Origin of the sequence: Shewanella sp. BJSY2023SW001 (assembly GCF_047314685.1) — a bacterium.
In the GTDB taxonomy this organism is placed as follows: domain Bacteria; phylum Pseudomonadota; class Gammaproteobacteria; order Enterobacterales; family Shewanellaceae; genus Shewanella; species Shewanella indica.
In genome coordinates, this window is record NZ_JBKORF010000006.1 from 12,117 (window position 1) to 30,783 (window position 18,667).

General features: G+C 51.2%; 15 protein-coding genes and 1 pseudogene. 9 read left to right on the forward strand and 7 right to left on the reverse strand.

Features of this window, described 5'->3' with window-relative positions; all coding sequences use genetic code 11:
- Positions 1-141 precede the first annotated feature (141 nt).
- The 3 genes from ACMHXH_RS00635 to ACMHXH_RS00645 form a co-directional block, all read right to left on the reverse strand.
- Complete coding sequence (locus ACMHXH_RS00635; protein ID WP_039034386.1) at positions 142-2,148, reverse strand: methyl-accepting chemotaxis protein; 2,007 nt, start codon at positions 2,146-2,148, stop codon at positions 142-144.
- Between the two features lie 447 nt (positions 2,149-2,595).
- Positions 2,596-5,682: an efflux RND transporter permease subunit gene (locus ACMHXH_RS00640; protein ID WP_335912851.1), complete on the reverse strand. Its 3,087-nt coding sequence runs from the start codon at positions 5,680-5,682 to the stop codon at positions 2,596-2,598.
- Positions 5,679-6,746, reverse strand: a complete 1,068-nt coding sequence (locus tag ACMHXH_RS00645) for an efflux RND transporter periplasmic adaptor subunit (RefSeq protein ID WP_413737498.1) — start codon at positions 6,744-6,746, stop codon at positions 5,679-5,681. Before ACMHXH_RS00645 ends, ACMHXH_RS00640 begins: the two co-directional genes overlap by 4 nt.
- A gap of 257 nt (positions 6,747-7,003) precedes the next feature.
- On the opposite strand from ACMHXH_RS00645, the gene ACMHXH_RS00650 reads away from it, so the two are divergent.
- Both ACMHXH_RS00650 and ACMHXH_RS00655 read left to right on the forward strand, forming a co-directional pair.
- Positions 7,004-7,618 carry a TetR/AcrR family transcriptional regulator gene (locus tag ACMHXH_RS00650; protein WP_039034384.1) on the forward strand — a complete coding sequence of 205 codons (615 nt, stop codon included), beginning with the start codon at positions 7,004-7,006 and terminating at the stop codon, positions 7,616-7,618.
- 47 nt (positions 7,619-7,665) lie between these two features.
- Positions 7,666-8,556 (forward strand): DUF6268 family outer membrane beta-barrel protein, encoded by an 891-nt coding sequence (locus ACMHXH_RS00655; RefSeq protein WP_039034383.1) that lies wholly within the window; start codon positions 7,666-7,668, stop codon positions 8,554-8,556.
- Between the two features lie 64 nt (positions 8,557-8,620).
- Here the strand turns inward: ACMHXH_RS00655 and ACMHXH_RS00660 are convergent, their stop codons facing one another.
- The 3 genes from ACMHXH_RS00660 to ACMHXH_RS00670 all read right to left on the reverse strand — a co-directional run bounded on the left by ACMHXH_RS00660 (position 8,621) and on the right by ACMHXH_RS00670 (position 10,260).
- Positions 8,621-9,184, reverse strand: coding sequence for a chalcone isomerase family protein (locus ACMHXH_RS00660; protein ID WP_039034417.1), 564 nt, complete (start codon positions 9,182-9,184; stop codon positions 8,621-8,623).
- A gap of 83 nt (positions 9,185-9,267) precedes the next feature.
- Complete coding sequence (locus tag ACMHXH_RS00665) at positions 9,268-9,747, reverse strand: DUF2947 domain-containing protein (RefSeq protein WP_039034416.1); 480 nt, start codon at positions 9,745-9,747, stop codon at positions 9,268-9,270.
- 186 nt (positions 9,748-9,933) lie between these two features.
- On the reverse strand, positions 9,934-10,260 hold the full coding sequence (locus ACMHXH_RS00670; RefSeq protein ID WP_039034382.1) for a tetratricopeptide repeat protein: 327 nt from the start codon (positions 10,258-10,260) through the stop codon (positions 9,934-9,936).
- 206 nt (positions 10,261-10,466) lie between these two features.
- On the opposite strand from ACMHXH_RS00670, the gene ACMHXH_RS00675 reads away from it, so the two are divergent.
- The 4 genes from ACMHXH_RS00675 to ACMHXH_RS00690 are packed head-to-tail and all read left to right on the forward strand — an operon-like array spanning position 10,467 to position 13,751.
- Positions 10,467-11,297 (forward strand): phosphate ABC transporter substrate-binding protein, encoded by an 831-nt coding sequence (locus ACMHXH_RS00675; RefSeq protein WP_039034381.1) that lies wholly within the window; start codon positions 10,467-10,469, stop codon positions 11,295-11,297.
- 6 nt (positions 11,298-11,303) lie between these two features.
- Entirely contained in the window at positions 11,304-12,170 is an 867-nt protein-coding gene (locus tag ACMHXH_RS00680; RefSeq protein ID WP_039034380.1) for a PstC family ABC transporter permease, read from the forward strand.
- A complete protein-coding gene (locus tag ACMHXH_RS00685; RefSeq protein ID WP_039034379.1) occupies positions 12,167-13,027 on the forward strand; it encodes a PstA family ABC transporter permease in 861 nt (286 codons plus the stop codon). Before ACMHXH_RS00680 ends, ACMHXH_RS00685 begins: the two co-directional genes overlap by 4 nt.
- 1 nt (position 13,028) lies before the next feature.
- Entirely contained in the window at positions 13,029-13,751 is a 723-nt protein-coding gene (locus ACMHXH_RS00690) for a phosphate ABC transporter ATP-binding protein (RefSeq protein ID WP_039034378.1), read from the forward strand.
- A 69-nt stretch (positions 13,752-13,820) separates the two neighbouring features.
- On the opposite strand, the gene ACMHXH_RS00695 is transcribed toward ACMHXH_RS00690, so the two are convergent.
- Positions 13,821-16,151 carry a leucine-rich repeat domain-containing protein gene (locus ACMHXH_RS00695; RefSeq protein ID WP_039034377.1) on the reverse strand — a complete coding sequence of 777 codons (2,331 nt, stop codon included), beginning with the start codon at positions 16,149-16,151 and terminating at the stop codon, positions 13,821-13,823.
- 682 nt (positions 16,152-16,833) lie between these two features.
- Here ACMHXH_RS00695 and ACMHXH_RS00700 point away from each other — a divergent pair.
- The 3 genes and pseudogenes from ACMHXH_RS00700 to ACMHXH_RS00710 form a co-directional block, all read left to right on the forward strand.
- The gene (locus ACMHXH_RS00700; protein ID WP_144361694.1) at positions 16,834-17,046 is read left to right on the forward strand and encodes a hypothetical protein; all 213 of its coding nucleotides are present in this window, start codon (positions 16,834-16,836) and stop codon (positions 17,044-17,046) included.
- A gap of 22 nt (positions 17,047-17,068) precedes the next feature.
- Positions 17,069-17,938 (forward strand): nuclease-related domain-containing protein, encoded by an 870-nt coding sequence (locus ACMHXH_RS00705; protein WP_071477240.1) that lies wholly within the window; start codon positions 17,069-17,071, stop codon positions 17,936-17,938.
- A gap of 214 nt (positions 17,939-18,152) precedes the next feature.
- Positions 18,153-18,365: pseudogene (locus tag ACMHXH_RS00710) on the forward strand (alpha-amylase family glycosyl hydrolase); the annotation flags it as partial.
- Between the last annotated feature and the right edge of the window lie 302 nt (positions 18,366-18,667).

Genomic DNA, 18,667 nt, shown 5'->3' on the forward strand with positions numbered 1-18,667 from the left:
ACTGCAACTGAAGTTGCAGTAACCCTTGCTATAACACAAGAGAACCCAGCTTAGCTGGGTTCTCTATTTGGGCGGCTTATGGCATCAAGTGTTTTCCATGTCATTTCTCAGCCTTTACTTTTGCCGAGACTTCCTCATTTCTCAGACTTTGAAGACACTTATCTGTTTTTTCAGTGCGGCGGCCAACTCTGTCAGCTCTTTGGCTGAGGTGACTGTTTCTGTGGCACGGATATCGCCTTCACGGGCCAGATCGGTTATCTGATGCAGGTTGCGGGTCACTTCCTCGGCTACAGCACTTTGTTGTTCGGTAGCGCTGGCAATACTGCTGACAGATACGGCCAGATCGGCAATTCGCTGGGCAATGGCAGTTAACTGATTGTTGGCTTCCTCTCCCTGCTCGGCGGAGCGATTACCCAACTGATGGCTCTGATCCATGCGCATAGCCGTATCTTTGACCTTGGCTTGCAGCGAAGTGATGGTCTGACCGATTTCCGAAATCGACGCCTGGGTGCGGCTTGCAAGGGTGCGCACCTCATCGGCCACCACAGCAAAACCGCGTCCTTGTTCACCGGCTCGGGCGGCTTCGATGGCGGCATTCAGTGCCAGCAGGTTGGTTTGTTCGGCGATACCATTGATAACTTCTGTAATGGTGTTGATAGCTTCACTTTCTTTAGCTACACCTTCGACCGCAATATGGCTTTCACTCAGTTGTATGCTGAGAGTTTCCAGTCCCTGTACTACCTGAGTCAGTTGCTGGTGACCTGCGCGGGAGGCTTCATCCACCTGCTGGCTCTGGTTAGCGCTTTCTCCGGCGTGATTGGCGACATCGCGTATCGAGGTGGACATCTCCTCGATAGCGGTTGCGATTTGATCGGTTTGAGCCATCAGAGCCTGGGCTTCATCGCCGTTGAGACGGGCGACTTCCTGAGCTTGTTCTGCCTGGTATTCCAACGTCTGTACCGAGCCTTGCAGCGCCTGAAGCAGTTGCTTGAGCCCCATGGTCATTTCGGTGACGCTGTTGCTTATCCGCACCACTTCGTTTTCGCTGCGGCTGTCGAGTTTTGGCAGTGCTTGGCTGAAATCGCCTTTGCCCAGGTTTTCCATATGACGTTGCAGAGTTTGTAACGGCCTGACGGTGCGTACCAGTACAACAGAGAGCAAAATAGTGATAACCAAAATGCCAACCACGGCGACCATGGCATTGATTAGCAGCAGAGTTTGGCTCTCTTCATTCAGCTCGGCGGCCTTAACCTGACCAATAAGCTCCCAGTTCCAGCCGGGGATAGTGGCACTGTAGGCAATCATCTCCACGCCTTTGCCATTGAGGTAGCTTTTAACTCCCTCACTGTTCATTAGTTCATCAAGTGGCATGCCGTCCAGATCGGCCTCTGTGATGGTTTGACCCTGAGGTAAACTTGGATGAGCCACTACCACTTTGTCGGCGCGGCGCAGCAGCAGATAGGTGCCACTTTCCTCCAGGCGAAGCTGTTTGACCGATTGCTGCAGCTGAACCAGGGAATCGCTAATGTCGAAACCTATGTAGAGAATACCTATCACCGAGCCCTGAACGTCTTTGACCGGACGGTAAACTGTCATATAGTCGCGGCCGAACAGCTTGGCATAGCCCTCATAGTCCTGACCCTGAATAAGTTTTTGATAGCCCGGGTGTTTTGTGCCTAGATAAGTCCCCAGCGCGCGGCTGCCATCGGCCTTTTTCAGTGAGGTTGCTATACGAAGGAAGTCATCGCCGTCACGAACGAATACTGTGGCATTACCGCCGGTGAGGTTGGCATATCGGTCAACTTTACTGCGGGAAGAGTTGAGCTGTTCCTTTTCATGCATCAATGCAGGGGTATCCATTCCAAGAACTCTAACCGTCTTGTTTTCCGGTTTATGGAATTGGCCCGGATACATGGCCCTGAATACATCGGCATTGCGATGAGCCAGAGATAGCAAGCTCTCGTATTGCAATGCCAGCAGATCATCGACTCCATGGACCTGTTGCTCCATGGCGGTTATCGCTTTCTCTTTCAGGGTAGATGAGGCTGTCAGGTAGGAGATGCTACTCAGAACGCCAAACACCAAAATTGTCAGCACAAAAGCCAGTGTGCCGATCTGTTTGGCGATAGGCCAGTTGCGGTAATTCATTATCGTTATTCCTGTTTGACCGGTTTGTTGAACTTTATCTCATTCAGGTTAAACAAGTTTTGACCTGAATCTAACTATGGACCCGACCTTTTATTTTAGAAGATGCTTTATTATAGCGACGCCGCAAGGATAACTTTTTGTTTTTTATATTACATTCGCAAAATGTGTTACATGACGCTTGCAACTTTGTTTGCGCTGTTGATTAAACCATAAAGTGGGTAAATCAGATGATGGAAATAAGTGGTTGTAACTATTTGATTAATAAAAGAAGATTTCCAAGAAGTACGAGTATTACTCATGGGGCAACATACATTCCTGTCTGCAGAGACTTGGGAGAGGCTCGAACAAAGCGCTGCCGAATAGTTTGAGGCGCAAGCGGGTTGATACTAGGGCGATACGCGCAACATCAATAGCGACGACGATCCGGCCCGCGCTTGTCTTTTGGGGTTAATATTCATTTTTCAACGGCAAGTTGCGGGAACACTCGGGCTGCGGCTTCAACCACAGGGAGTAGACCACAGGTACCCAAACCAGAGATAAGAGGGTGGTCAGCGCTGTGCCCCCGGCAATGGCGATGGCAAAGGGCGGCCAAAAACCACCGCCGGCCAGGATCAGCGGCAGAAAGCCGCCCACTGTGGTGATTGTAGTCGAAGCGATATGGCGACTGCAGCGCATGACCCCTGCAAGAATCACGTCTGTGTTGCCCAGGCGCGCCATAGGCTCGGACTCGAGCTCCGCCAGGATCACTATCGCGGCATTGATAGCCAGGCCCATCAAGCCCAGCAGACCTATTATCACGGTAAAGCCAAAGGGATAACCCAGAGCCCAGACCGCCAGCAATCCGAGCCCTGCCGATTGCAGGGCGCTGAGCAGAATGATCCCTGTGAGTCTGAAAGAGTTAAAGGAGAGCACTAAGACGCTCAGCAATAAGGTGATTACCAAGACGATATTGGAGAGTAGATTACCCACGGCTTCATCGCGTTTGGCACTCTCACCGCCTATCTCTATCCGGTAGGAGGCGGGCAGATTGAGCTCGGCAAGCTTGGGTTTAATCCGCTCCAGTACTTTTTGCGGCAACACTCCTGAGGCGATATAGGCTTCGAGTATATTAACCCGCTGGCCGTTGTAGTGAGGAATAGCGCCGCGGCTGGCATTGACATGGCTTTGACTCACGGCCGAAAGCGGAATCGACTCACTATTGGGCGCCAGCAGGCTTATTTGTGACAGCCTGGATTGCTGTTCGCCGACACCGGCGCCGAGCTTGACTCTCACCGGCAGCGATTCAGTTTGCTCCAGCAAACTGCCACCTGTGATGCCTGTGGTGGACATCTGGATCTGTGAGGCGATCTCACTCAAACTCAGGCCGGCCATCAGGCTGGCATCTTCATCGAGCTGCAGCCACACCTTGGGCGCCCCCGGGCTCAGGGTCGCCCGGGTGTGGATCACATCCCGGGTCTCTGCCAGCAGTCGCCGCACCTCATCTCCAAGCTCGGCCAGGCGGTCGAGGTTGGGGCCATAGAGCCTTAGCTCCACAGGGGCGTTGAAGGGCGGACCCTGCTCCAGTTTACGCACCAGGATCTGCGCATCCGGATAGTCTCTATCCAGCTGCTGTTGCAACTCGGGAATTAAGCGGTTAGCGGTGCGAAAGTCGCGGGTTGTTATCATTGCCTGGGCGTATTGGCTGGCGCCCTGCTGTTTTTGAGTCAGGTTGTAGTAAAAGGATGGCACGTTCCCGCCTATGACCCAATTGACGCTTTCTATGCCGTCAGTGCTGCGCAGCTCTCTATCGAGTTGTTTGACTCTCTGCTCTGTCCTCGCCAGGCTGGCATGGGGCGAAAGATAGAGCTCCAGCTGGAACATGTTTCTATCCGATGGCGGGAAAAACTGCTCTGTCATCTGCCCGGAGGCCACAAAGCCTGTCAGTGGCAAGATACCGATCAGCAGCGCAGCAGTTTTCGGGTAGTTGAGCGCCAGTTGCAGAGTCTGACTATAGGCTCTGGCCAACCTTGGCAGGTTTACCCCTTGGTGATACCAGCGATTGTTGTCCCTGGCGCGGCTGAAACGCCCGGCGAGACCGGCTATCAGGGTGTGGGAGATGAGGTAGGAGCCGAGCAGGGCAAAGATCACTGAAATAGCGATACCACTGACAAACTCGCCGGCGGCGCCAGGCATCAGCACTATCGGCGCGAATGCCAGCATGGTGGTGATGGTGGAGCCGGCAAGCGGCAGCCACAGGTGCCTGATGGTGGTGTTGACCGCCTGCAGCTTACTCATGCCCTCGCGGCGGCGCTGGGCAATGGCATCGACAATCACAATGGCGTTATCCACCATGATCCCCAGTGCCACCACCAAGCCGGTGACTGACATCTGATGAATGGGCAGGCCGGTAAACTTCATGCAGGCCAGGGTAAATAGTGCCGTCAGTGGCAGTGACAAGGCGACGATAAACGCATTGCGCATGCCGACAGTCACCAGCAGCACCAGGAGAATGAGCACAAACCCCTGCAGCAGATTGAACAGCAGTTCTTGCAGGCGCTCGTTGGTGTAACCTTCCTGCTCAAACAGCCATTGCATGCGGATATTGGCGGGAAAACTTTGTTCCAACTCGGCTGTGATCCGGCGCACTTGTTCACTCCAGATATCCACCCGGGTGTTGTTGAGCATGCGGGCGGCCACCATAATACCGGGCTCACCGTCAAGCAGCGCCAGATTATCCCACGGATCTTTGGGCTGGCGGTTGATTGTTGCGATATCGCCAAGGCGGATCAGTTGCCCGAAACGGTCGGTTTTCAGCGGCACCTGACGGATTCGCTCCAGCGAGTCGAGCTCGCCGGAAACCTCTACCAATGCCCGGAAGCTCTGGTTGTTAATTTCACCGGCCGACACCTTGGTATCGGCGCGATTGAGAATGTCGGCTACGGCTCCCGGTGTCAGCCCGAGCCGATTGATACGTTCGCCATCCAGCGTGACCAGAATTTCCTCCGTCGGCGCGCCATAGAGTTTGACAAAGTCTGTGCCGCTCAAGAGCCGTAGTTTGTTTTGCAACTCTTTGGCGTAACGGCTGAGAATGTCGGGACGCGCTTCACCGCCGCCGTGCCATCCCAGGCCTATGATGGCGGTGTAGGCGTAACCCAGCTGATCGTCGAGTACCGGTGGATTGACACTTGCCGGCAAGCGGCTGCCGCTATCGGCCAGCAGATCTCTGGCTCTCGACCATACCGGCTCGGTTGCTGTGACGTTATCTTTGAGCTCGAGTTGAATCACCGAGACCCCGGGTCTTGAGGTGGACTGGACAAGCTTGAGCTCTTCCAGTCGTCTCAGCTCATTTTCCAGTACTTCAGTCACCAGTGCCTCGACCCGTTCGGCGGAAGCGCCTGGATAGCTGGTGATCACAGAGGCAAAGCGGTTGGTGATATGGGGATCTTCGGTGCGTGGCAGGCTGGATATGGCGCCGAGCCCGGCAACCAGCAACAGGGCTATCAATAGGCTGGCGAGGCGGCCATTCTCGACAAAAGCCTTAATAAGAGGGTTCATTGTCCACCTCTTGCTGTTGATGCGGCGCTTGGCGCGACTCTTTGCCCGGCAACCAGCTTATGCAGGCCCGTGGTGACAAACTGCTCTCCCGGGCTGATGGCGCCGCTGATAAAGGCGTTGTCGCTTTCGGTATAGAGAATTTCCACATCACGGCGCTGCAGTTTAAACCCATCGGTATCTTGTTTGAGCACATACAGATTCCACAGACCGCGAATACCGTCGGTGAGCGCCGACACCGGGACCCAGTAGCCTTCACGGAGAACTTCACGGCGGTACTGCAAATAAGCCAGTTCGCCATTGATAGGTGTGGTTTCAGAGGCAGAGTCGATACTAAACCTGAGTTGTACTGTGCGGGTGACGGGATTTATTTGGCCGCTGATCCCTTTTAACTTGGCCTGGTAATAGTGTTCGGCGACTCTGAGCTTGAGAATTACACCAGGTTGCAACTGCTCGGCAATATTCAGCGGCACCCCTATCAGTGCTTGCAGATTGTTGCTTTGCACCAAGGTAAAGACCGGGCTGCCCAGGGCAATGACTTCACCGAGATTATGCTCTCTGGCGGCTATCACCCCGGCGAAGGGGGCGATGAGAAGCGATTTTTGCCGTTTAAGTTCATTGGCTTTCAGTGAGGCTCCCAGCCTGGCGTGCCCGGCTTCCAAGCTGGCCAGTTTGCCTTTGAGTTCATCGAGCTGCTGCTCGGAAAGATATTGTTTGGCTCTGAGTTCCAGTGAGCGTTTCAACGTTGCCTGGGCCAGTTTGATATCGGCATTATTCTGATCCAGTGCCGCCTGTAATTCGGTCTGTTCGGCTTCCAGCAAGCTGGTATCCAGCCGTGCCAGCAATTGTCCTCGCTCGACTCTATCGCCGGTATCTACCAGGAGTTTTTGCAGTTTTCCTGGGAGCTCGAAACCTATGCCTGTGGTATTGCCGGCGCGCACGCTGCCACTGAATTGCTGCAGCTTGGTGTAACTTGGCTTGAGTACAAGAGCGGCACTGCTGACCACTGCAGGTTTGGTTTCACTTTGCTCAACGGGCTGTGGTTGGCAGGCTGACAGGCATAACATCAAGGTAAGGGCAACCAACAGCGCGGCGCGACCCTGGCCTTGGAGGTGGGTAAATTTGATTTTTAGCCCTGAAGCATTTGGTTTTTTAACTTCCTTGATGCGCTGTTGCAATGACGTCTCCCTGTGCTGATTACCGATTGTTAGCAATAAGTTAAACTGGACTTGCTAGTCTAATTTGGCTGAACTGGACTGTCTAGTCTATTTTATGTTCTAATGCCTTCCAAGACGTTGCCGAACAAGGTGTAAGTCATAAGGTTATGAATAATCAGCAATTAACTCGTAGCGAGCAGAAGCGGGCTCAGATACTGGAGGCCGCTATCGAACTTTTCTGCGCCCAGGGGTTTCCCCATACCAGCATGGATGAAGTGGCCAAGAGGGCCGGGGTATCGAAACAAACTGTTTACGCTCATTTTGGCTGCAAGGATGAGCTGTTTGTGGCAGCTATCGAGTCCAAATGTGTGGTGCGTCAGGTTGCTGAAGAACTGTTGGCCGACGCCGCCCGGCCGGAGCAGGCGCTGGCGGTGTTTGCCGAGTATTTCGGCGAGCTGATCGTCAGTGAAGATGCTATTACCGTTTATCGCGCCTGTGTTTCCCAGGTCGATACTCATCCGGAACCGGCGCAGCTTTATTTCGATGCCGGACCCGAGTACATGTTGGGGTTGCTGGTGGATTTCTTTACTCAGGTTGAGCGTCATGGCGGTTATCACTTCGGCAATAAGCGCCAAGCAGCGGTGAGGCTGAGCCTGATGTTATTTGGTGAGCTACGGCTCAGAAAAGAGTTGGGGCTGGACACCGGGCAACTCGAGGCGCAGCACAGGGATTATTGCCTTGAGACGGCCGGATTGTTTCTTAAAGCGCATAGGTTGGGGTAGCGTACGGTTATAATTGAGTTTTTATTTAAACGGCAAAAGGACATGAGATGAACAAAACGGCTACAGTTATCTTGCTGAGCACTTTGAGTGCCAGTGCAGGGTTGCTTGCCGCAGAGGCTTCGACATCCCGCTATAGCCTGAGTCTGGCCACTTTTGAAAATGCCGACTCGGATATTGATGGTGGCGGGGAACTGGGGCGTCGCAGTTATCTTCTGGGAGCGCGGGCTGACTGGCAACTGGATAAACGTTGGGGGCTGGGTGTCAGCCTGGGTTATGACAAACTGGACTGGGATTTTTCCGCTTTACCTGACAATAGTGTTGCCGATAGGATTTTTGCTGCCAGCCAGTTTGACTCTGCTCAGCGTTATTCAGCTTCCATCAGCCTGAGATATAAGCTGAATAGACACTGGAGCTTGATGCTAACGCCTCAGTTACAGTATGCCTACAGTGATGAAGTCTCCTCTTCGGATGCCGAAAGTTATGGTGTGATAGCCGGTGCTGTTCACAGGTTCAACTCGGGTAATATGTTGGGTTTTGGTATTGCATATCTTAATGATATCAGTGAGGTGCGTACGGTTCCTTATCTGCTTATCGATTGGCAACTCAGTGATAGATGGCGGGTGGGCAACCCGTTTCAGGCAGGTTTTACCGGTCCTGCCGGGATAGAGTTCAGTTATCGGATCTCACCGGATATGGAGTTGGGGCTGGGAGCCTCCCAGCGCACTGAGCGGATTTTGGTGGGGGAAAATGAGCAAACGCTGGAATTGACCGAAGTCAGCAGCTTCGCCCGTTTGGGTTGGCAGCTGGGACAAGGATTCAATCTCAACGCCTATGTGGGTTACTTCATCAACCCGGAACTTGAGTTGAGTGAACCTGAGATCAAGCGCGAGTTGGATAACTATCCGGCAGGCGCTGTTCATCTTAGCTATCGTTTTTGATTGAGTTGCCCGCCGTGGCGGGCAACTTCTCCCTTTCGATTGAGCGATTTTCTGGCTGAGGAGTTCAGTCGGCCAGCATCGCTTTTTTCAGGCTGCTCTGCGCCGGTTTGTCACCGAGCCAGATATTTAGCAGCGCGCGGCGAAAGTTCTCTCCGGCGATAGTGTCTTGCAGCTCACCGTTCTTGTAGGCACTGACACCATTTTCCTGGCTGGTATACAGGAGGAAGCTGTCGCCTTGTTTGATCTCTTCCTGAAACAGGCTCATAAATCGGTCGATATCGGCTTGTATAGCTTCGGTTTTGCCGCCTGTGGCGTCATCGAAACCTTCAGTTATCGCCGAGCGCATCTTATCTGCGGTGATAAGACCCGAGACTATTTTCAAGCTGACCGCCGCCTGAGGCTGCGCCAATACTTCGGCTGTAGTGGTCGCTTTTATTGGCAGATAGAGACTGCCTATGTAGAGATCCATAAAGAACTTGCTGCGTACCCCGGCACCATTGAGCTTAAGCGGCGTTGCCGCCTGAATGTTTAGAGTATCTGGAATATTTTCACCGGCAATTTCGCGGGCATCCACTGTGGCAGACAGCGATAAGCCAAGTAATAGAGCGGTTAAGATTATTTTTTTCATCTTGTTCTCTTGGTATTGGTCGTTCTGAGTGGCTGAACCGGCAAGGTTCTTCTTGCTCACTGAATGTTTGCCAAAAACCTTCCTTAGCCTCGCAGACCCATTTTGAAGTTGCCATCTTGACTGAACCAGACGGCTTGCTTGTGTTTGGGACTTATCAGCAAAGGGCCATCATCGAAAAACAGAAAGCATTTCCAGTTACGGGCAAAGATTTCCCAGCGAGTTTGGATCACCTGATACTTTTCATAGCAGAAATACACAGGGGTATCTGCCGGCCAATCAATAAAATCGGCCAAGGGTTCCGGTAGGCTGTTGTCTTCGCTGTCCCAATGGCTTTGCCAGTATTCGGTCTGGTGCCAGGTGGAGCTGCGGCTGGCCCAATCGCCCTTGGTAAAGTCTTCGGCGCAGCTGCTTTTGTTGCTTATCCAGCGATTCCACACTTCCATGGCGCTCTTTTGATCCAGCGGCAATATAGCCGTCTTATCCTGGTCACTGACCGGCAGATCCTTATGGTTGAAGATCCATTTACGGCGATACTGATCGAGTGGAATATAGCTGTGATTCAAGTTTTGTTCTCCGGAACTGCGCTTATTTGCCGGGGCATTATAACGGTGGCGAAAGGGGAAAAGAAAGGCCGCATGCGGCGGCCAGGGGAAGGCGAGTCTATTGTAAAGGACTTGAGTCATTTGCTGCGAACCACGCCTTGCATCCCAGACTGTAAGCCACATACAAGTGGCTTGCTTGCACCATCTCTATTTCTGGGTTTGTAGTTCGGCTAATCCCTGCTTGGCGCTGAGATTATTGGGGTCGAGCTCCAGGACTCTGGAAAATGCGGTGATGGCGGCATCATTTTGTTGTACTGCTCGCATGAACTGCGCCAGTTTTAACCATACCTGCAAGTCTTGCGGGTACTTTCCCAGGTAATCCAGATAGGTTTCCAGTGCCTGTTGCCCGTTACCGCCGAGGCGCAATATGTGCGCATATTGCGGTAGAAAACTGTCGTTCAAGCGGCTTAACTCAGCCAGAGTGGTTTCGGCTAGGGAGGGCATATTGAGCTGCAGAGCCAGTATGGAAATCATTCTGAGCTCGGTTTCGGTTGTTTGGTCCTGACTGTCATAGGTTCCTGTCGTTGGGGCGGTTACTTTTGTTGGGTTTATTTGTGATTTGAGTCAAAAGGTTGATTTGATGTGATTGTTATCATTGCGCGCCGTGAGGCTCGGCACCGAACTACACCTATTTATTTGGGCTGACTGTTTCGGCTCAAGTGCATTCCAAAGGAAATGACATGCGACTTAAATTCAGATTTATCAAGTTGTTATTATGCTCTGTGCTGGCGGTTCCTGCTGTTGGCATGGCGTCTGAGCTCGATCGCTTTGAAAACTTGTCCGGTACCTTGAACATTGCCGGTGGTACCGCGCATATCCCTGTGATGAAGCAGGCGGCAAAAACTATTATGTCTGCCAATAACGATATTCGCATTACTATTGCCGGTGGCGGCAGTGGTGTGGGGGCGCAGCAAGTTGCCAAGGGACTGGTTGAAATCGGTAATACCGGCCGCCCTCTGAAGCCGGGTGAACTGAAATACGGTCTGCTTTCTTTCCCATTTGCCATCGATGGCGTTGCGGTTATCGTCAATCCGGCCAACCCCATTCAACAGCTGAGCTCGCAACAGGTGATGGATATCTATTCCGGTAAAATAACCAACTGGAAGAGCCTGGGTGGTGAAGATCGGCAGATCAATATTTTCACCCGTGACGAAGCCAGCGGTACCCGCTCGGTATTTGTTAAAAAGTTGCTGAATAAGTCGCCGGTTTCGGCTCAGGCCAATGTTGTACCTTCCAATGGTGCGATGAAAACTGCGATTGCCCGCGATCCCGGTGCCATAGGTTACAGCAGTGTCGGTTATATCGATCAGACAGTGAAAGCGCCGATATTGGATAATGTGCTGCCCACCAATGAAGCCTGTGCTTCCGGCGAATACCCTGTAGTGCGTAAGCTGTATATGAATACCAAGGGACAACCTAAGGGGCTGACCCAGGCGTTTATTGACTATATCTATGGTCCAGACGGCGCTGAATTTATCCGTGAAGCCGGATATATTCCTGTCGGACATTAATGACTCATGACCACACAGATCTCCGCTGAGCGGATACTGCAACTTCTGGCCGCATCAGTATTATTGCTGATAGTGCTGCTGTTTGGGTTTCTGATGTGGTTTGCATTGCCGGTGTTTTTCAACCCGCAAACCAGCGTGTTGTCGTTACACTGGCAACCGGAGCAGGGGCAATTTGGCATAGTTGCCATGATTGCCGGCTCCGGTTTGTTGGGACTGCTGGCCTTACTGTTGGCATTTCCTATCGCCCTTGGCATCACAGGGTTTTGTTTATTACCTCGCTATCGAAGGCCTGCGCGTTTTATCCGGGCGCTGATCCGCTTGATGGCCGGGATCCCGACTGTGGTGTATGGGTTGGCCGCTGTGTTTTTGCTGGTGCCGCTGATCCGGGAAACCTTTCGAACCGGTTCGGGGTTCAGCCTCATCAGTGCCACTCTGGTGATAGTGCTGTTGATCTTGCCTGTGATGGTGATGATGTTGGACAGTCAATGTCGCCCTTTGGCCAAAGAACTCAGAATGGTGTCTGCTTCTCTGGGGTTCAGCGATCTCCAAACCCTGTATCATCTGGTATTACCCAATGCCCGCCGCGCCATGGCCAGCGCCGCCTTACTCGGTTTTGGCAGGGCCATAGGCGATACCTTGCTGCCTTTGATGCTGGCCGGCAATGCGCCGCAGCTTCCGGACAGTGTATTTGATTCGGTTCGCACCCTGACGGCGCATATTGGCTTGGTGCTGGCCACGGAAAATGATAGCGCCATGTACAACTCACTGTTTGCCGCCGGTTTGTTGCTGCTCACTATCAGTGTGCTGGTGACTCTGTTGATCCGCTATATGACTTCGTCTGCCAAGGCCACCACCGAGGGTTCTGGGTCTTGAAAGCCAAGTGTTTCCATTATTGGTGCTTATTCTGCAGCGCCATGCTGTTGCTGTGTCTCTTGTCACTGCTGGGATTTATTCTATATCGAGGCGTTCCCACGCTCAGCCTGTCGCTCTATTTTGGTGATACTGAACCCTTAAAAGGTTTCTTGGGACAGGCGCCTATCTGGGATGGTATTTGGCCTGCCTGTGTCGGAACCCTGGCGGTAGTTGCCAGTGCTTTGATGATCGCCTTGCTGCCCGGACTGGCAACCGGAATTTGGCTGGCAACGGCGAAAACATCCAAGGCAAAGGTGCTATTGGAGCTGGCGGTCGATATCCTGGCCGGCGTTCCCTCGATATTGATGGGCTTATTTGGCTTTACCCTTATTCTGTTACTGCGCAACACCTTGCTGCCTTCTGCCAACACTTGTTTGGCACTGTCGGCATTTTGCCTGGCGATGTTGATCATTCCCTATCTGGCCGTTTCTACCCGCACGGCGCTGCAGGCGCTGCCTGTGTCTTTGAGTTTAACCGCACTCTCACTCGGCATGACACAGTGGCAAGCTTTGCGCTTTGTATTGTTGCCCCAGGCCGAGCGCGGGATCCGCGGCGGCATCATGTTGGCCATTGGCCGGGCCGCAGAAGATACCGCGGTGATCATGCTGACCGGCGCCGTTGCCAATGCGGGGTTACCTGGCGGGATCTTTGAACGGTTTGAAGCCCTGCCTTTTACGATTTTTTATTACAGTGCCCAGTATCAGAGCGAGGCCGAATTGCAGATGGCGTTTGGTGCCGCGCTGACACTCCTGTGTTTAACTGCCACGGTATTTTCCATGGCCAACTGGGTGACACGTTTTCCCGGAAGGAATCATTAGTATGGCGTTATCAAAGGCTGCGGATGTCGCGGGCACTGTGTCTAACCTCAGTGTGTATTTTGGTCAACAAGCGGCACTCGAAAACATCAACATGCAGATCCATCGGCGGCGGATCAATGTGCTCAGCGGGCCGTCAGGCTCGGGGAAAACCACCCTGTTACGGGCGCTCAATCGCCTCAATGACGAATATCAACATAGTCGCACCCGGGGTGAGATAACGCTTTGCGTGGCAGATAAGCCGCTTTCGGTCAATCAACTGAAAACCACAGAGTTACCCTATTTGCGCCGTAAAGTCGGTATGGTGTTTCAACATCCGCAACTGCTTCCCGGCAGTGTGGCGCAAAACCTATTACTTCCCTTGAAAGTGGTCGGTAACCTGCAGGGGGAGGCCGCGCTGAAACAGATGCAGCAAGCTTTTGAGCAGGCGGCGTTGTGGAATGAGGTCAAAGATCGCCTGTCGGCACCGGCCTCAACCTTATCTGGCGGGCAACAGCAGCGCCTTTGCCTGGCCCGCACCCTGATTTTTGAGCCGGATATCTTATTACTCGATGAGCCTACATCTTCACTCGATCCCGAAGCTACTGCACAAATTGAAGCCTTGATAAAACGCCTCGCCGGCCATTGTACCCTGGTGATGGTTTCTCACTGTGAACATCAAACAGCCAGATTGGCCGATCATCTCTATCGTTTTGAGTACGGGAGATTACGACCTGAGTCGGCATGAGTGCGCCGAATCACTCTTTGTCTGGCTTAACCAAAGAGAGATTCAGACACGCTTTTGCAATTGCTCGGCTTAATCGTCGAGATACTTGGTCTGCTCGGTGTAATTCGGGGTCAGCAAGTTTTGATACAGCTTGGGGTTCATGTTGAAACCACCGAATTTGCTTATGGTGTAACAAAGGACTTTCAGCTTGAGCTTTCTGAAGCTGGGAGGGATGGGTTTAAGGAATTTGCAGCAATCGATACTCAAGCGTTCCAGCTTCTCAAGCGCCAACATGGACTCGGGTAGAGACTCAGTGACAAAATCCTCCAGAGATAAGGTATCCAACTCAGTAAACTCACCGATAAAATCAGGGATAACCTTGATATCGCCGCCTCTCAGAGAAAGCCGTTTTAACGGTAGTGCCTTAAGCTCTATGGGGAAATGATCCAGGCTCTTGTGCATTCCCATCAGTTTAAGGTGATGCAAGCGGGTATATTTCACCAAGGCCTTGGTGGCTTCCAGACCAAACTCATAACACAGGACCAGTTTCAAGGTTTCCAATGCCGGCGCATCGAGTGAGGCCAGGGTTTTAAGATCACTGCGTGAAATCAACAGGGTTTTCAGCCGTGGCAGCGAAACATTGGCAGGGAAATCGTTGAATTTGTTGAGTTCAACTGTTTCAAGCTTGGGGCTACTCGTTAACAATGGGCCAAGGGTAACGACGTCTGTATTGTGCAGCTCCAGCGAGGTCAACTGGGTAACGGCGGGGCAATTCAAACCAGGTAAAGTCTCCCTTGGGTTTGCGCATCCATCCTCAAGCTCAGTCTCAACTTGGGCCGGGTCAATATTGAGCGACACTAGATTGGGGCAATGCATTAATAGATCGGCGATTTTAGCTGTCGTCAGTCTAGTGGTGAAGGAGGTGAGTCGCTCTGGCTGAGGCAGGTATTGAGACAGCTCTTCCCCCGTGTCCGGCGTGTCATCGTCAGGGTAGTATTTCATCACAGCTGTAGAAATATTGCTGAACAGCTGCCGTTCATTGTCCACCGGGCAATGGCTTAGAATGAGTTCATCCAGGGTTAGTCTCTCGGTTGGGGCAATAAGGCGATGACAACGGTCGATTTCCAACTTTTTGATGTTTCGCGGCAACAATGACGCATCTATGGTGAGTTTTTGGCCGTTTATTATGCTGAGGCTGTCCAGCGCCGCTATCTTTTTAAACGACTCGGGGATGGTTTCCGAGTTGGTCGAATTAAAACTAAGGTTTTTAAGGCATTGACATAGAGGCAGTTCATCCCAGAAGCCGTCGTCGCCGAAATCTGCCCCCCAGATGCTCTCCAGTTGCGAAAACGCCCCAAAAGGGAAGCGAATGCCGGTTAAGTCTCTGGTATAACCCAGGTGCAACTCTTTGAGATGAGGAAAACATGCAGCATGCTCACAGACCAATGCCAGCAGTTTCTTTTCTTGGATTTTAAGCCGGGTTATATCTTCATATACCTTTGGGGCAAAGCGGATATCTATGCCATTAGTGAAAGATGTTTTTTGATTGCCAAGCACCGTATTGGCATGGATTGAACTCAATAACGGGTTTTTCCATAGTGTCAGCTTATTGAGGTTGGCTAAGGTCAGTTGCTCATCAATAGATGCAAGTTGGGGACAGCATGAGATTTTTAAGTGTTGCAGCTGTGGCAGCTTATCCAGATTAGTACCAAGGCGTTGTAAATCCGGGACTAACCCCAAATCAATCTTGGTCAATCCGGCCGGTAAATCAAACAGCTCGGCGCCGCAGATAGGGGTATCGTACCAGGTTAGGCTGCTAAGGTTTGTCAGTTGGCGAAAATCAAGATCTAGACTTTCCAGCGGCACAGAGTCAATTTTAAACTCTTGCAGTTTCTTAAGCTTTTCAATGCTCTTGGGTAGTGTCTTGTAATCGCCTTCAATGTTGAGCTTTTCAAGCAGTGGCAGACTACCGATACTTTCAGGCAACTGTTGTCCACAAAAGGGCACTTCTTCGATGGCCAGAAAAGTCACCGAGGGGAAACGCGCCAACAGCTCGGGGCGCTCGCAGAGTGCCTCCAGCGGCTGACCGGCTCGAATATCTATGATGGTATGTCCAAGCCTGGCATAGAGGTAATCGACATCCAGCTCGGCCGACAGGCTGGCATATTCGCAAAGGACACAGAAGACATCTCTCATATCAGGCTCTTTCTCGCCTTTAATCAGTTTCTTGCGGCACTTGAAGGCATTTTGAATATCCTGGCTCGCATGCTGTTTCAGCAGTTGGCGGATCTCTTTCACGCAGTCGGTATCGGCGCTGCATTTACCAATCAGGAAAAGGTCGTTGATGAACTTTTCAGGAAAGCCGTCACTGTTTTTAACAGCATTAAAGTAGTCGGGGAGGGATTCTATAAATTGGGACATAATATAAACAACTTATTGTAGGGTATGGTTATTAGCCTGTTGGCCACTGCAGATGCTTAACGCCGTAGTTTTATCGTTCTGATGAACTTGGGCTTAGGGGGACACAAGCCCTGGATTTGGCTAGATTCGCTGTCGATAGTGCGCCGGAAAATGTAGAACGAGATGGATTGCAAGATGCTCGGTAAAGTGCATCGAAAAGTGCACCGAATATGGCATCGAAAATTACAGATGGAGGCGCAGCATAAGATGCCGCGCAATGCGAAGAGCTGACTAATTCCATTTACCGATTTTCCTTCCAGTGACCACAAAAGTGGCCCGCACTCAAGCCTGCTGACGGATTTTACAAGAGTTGAAGGCCCCGTACAATCAATGGGATAGATATAGGCCAGTAATACTGGAATGATGTTTATGCGGATAACAGCCTTACAGGCGGTGTGACCGAAAAATCCAGTCAGGGCAGCTTCTAGGACCGGATCAGTGAAACCTGCCAAGAATTATGGGTGTCCCCATTTTGCTCCTCAGAAGCTGACAGCCCCTGATGCAACATCAACATCGCCATCAGACGCCTGGCAAAGCGCTTATCATTGGTTTTTTGAATCAGTTTTTGCATGCGCTAACACTCAGCGCGGCAAAGTGGTGCTAAGATGGCCATTATCAGTCCTTGGACGAGTGGTGGGTTTGTTTGGCGATAGATCTGAACGCTCAAACAGGACTGAGTTCCCTTCCTGTGATCTACTATTTGGAACAGTTATTTAGTCTGAAGGGCTTGGGCATTAACGAAGGAGATGCCTTAGCTTCTGGGAAATTAACTCCAAATGACCGAGAACGGTTTGAAAAATATCTGAATCATCATCAAAGTATCTTTGAAGAGATTCATGGTATAAAGCTAAATTAATCTGTTTTACTCAAGGAAGAGCATGAGCGAAATCGTTATTCAAACCCTATCCGTGGTTTTTCTGCTATCAGGCATGGCGGTTGTGTTGCTAGTCATGCGGTTGATGCTGTGGCATAGAGACCGGACTGTCAGGTTGCCCATTGACCGTGATAAGTTACAGCGCATCCCCGCTTTAGGGTTACAACAGCAGATTCAAGACTTACTTTTTGACGTTATTGGCGCATTCATGATCGCCGTGATGGTGGTTTGTTTGCCTTTTGCGGTGGCTGGCATTCATCAGAACATCGTTTCAGGTTCGATACCTTGGTCGTTTCTTGCCGTAAGTGTCTTAGGGGTTGCTTATGCCGCTTTCAAACTATGGAAGTCATTTAGTAAATTGACCAAGCTGCGGCTTGGTCATGCGGCAGAAGTGGCTACGGCAAATGAACTCATTGGCTTGCAGGGATTAGGCTATCAAGTCTTTCATGATGTTCAGGCCGATGGTTTCAATATTGACCATTTAGTGGTTGGCTCGAATGGTGTTTTTGTTATCGAAACCAAGGGACGCCATAAGCGTAATAAAGACAAAAAGAACGGTGGCAAAGATCACGAGCTAACGTTCAAAGACGGCAAGCTGCTCTTTCCCTCTTGGGTTGAAACTAAACCTCTGGAGCAAGCTGTTAGGCAAGCCAAATGGGTTGGTGAATGGCTCAGTAAATCGAGTGGAGTCGAAGTCTCGCCGATGCCTGTGTTGGTGTTTCCAGGATGGTTCATTAATCGAGATTCAAAGCCGCCATTTCCGATATTGAATCATCGGCAGTTAGTGAAAACAATTCCTACTTGCCGGAGTCAAATGTTTACATTTGAACATGTCAAACAGATAGCTTATCAAATAAGTCAACGTAATAGTTAGTAAATAAGGGTAGGGTATGATTGCAGAAGCGAGAAAACAGCGAGAAAATAGCGAGAAAACAGGACCACGAGAAAACAGGACAGCCATATCTTTTTGATGTTTCGCCCAGCCTTGACTAGAGGATCAAAAATACAGGACAGCCATATCTTTTTGATGTTTCACACAGCCTTGACTAGGCTTTGAAATACCCATCAAAGCTCAGTCGAGGTTGGTTATGACCACAGCCCGTCGCCAGTTGATAGATGCTGAAAGTACGCCCTTTTATCACGTGATTAACCGTTGCGTGAGAAGGGCATTTTTGTGTGGTGAAGATGCACTGTCGGGGCGCAGTTACGAGCATAGACGTGGCTGGATAGTGGATAAAATCAGGCAGTTGTCGTCAATATTCTGCATCGACGTTTGCGCTTATGCGGTCATGAGCAAAAATACAGGACAGCCATATCTTTTTGATGTTTCACACAGCCTTGACTAGGCTTTGAAATACCCATCAAAGCTCAGTCGAGGTTGGTTATGACCACAGCCCGCCGCCAGTTGATAGATGTTGAAAGTACGCCCTTTTACCACGTGATTAATCGCTGTGTGAGAAGGGCATTTTAGCAAAAATACAGGACAGCCATATCTTTTTGATGTTTCACACAGCTTTGACTAGGCTTTGAAATACCCATCAAAGCTCAGTCGAGGTTGGTTATGACCACTGCCCGTCGCCAGTTGATAGATGCTGAAAGTACG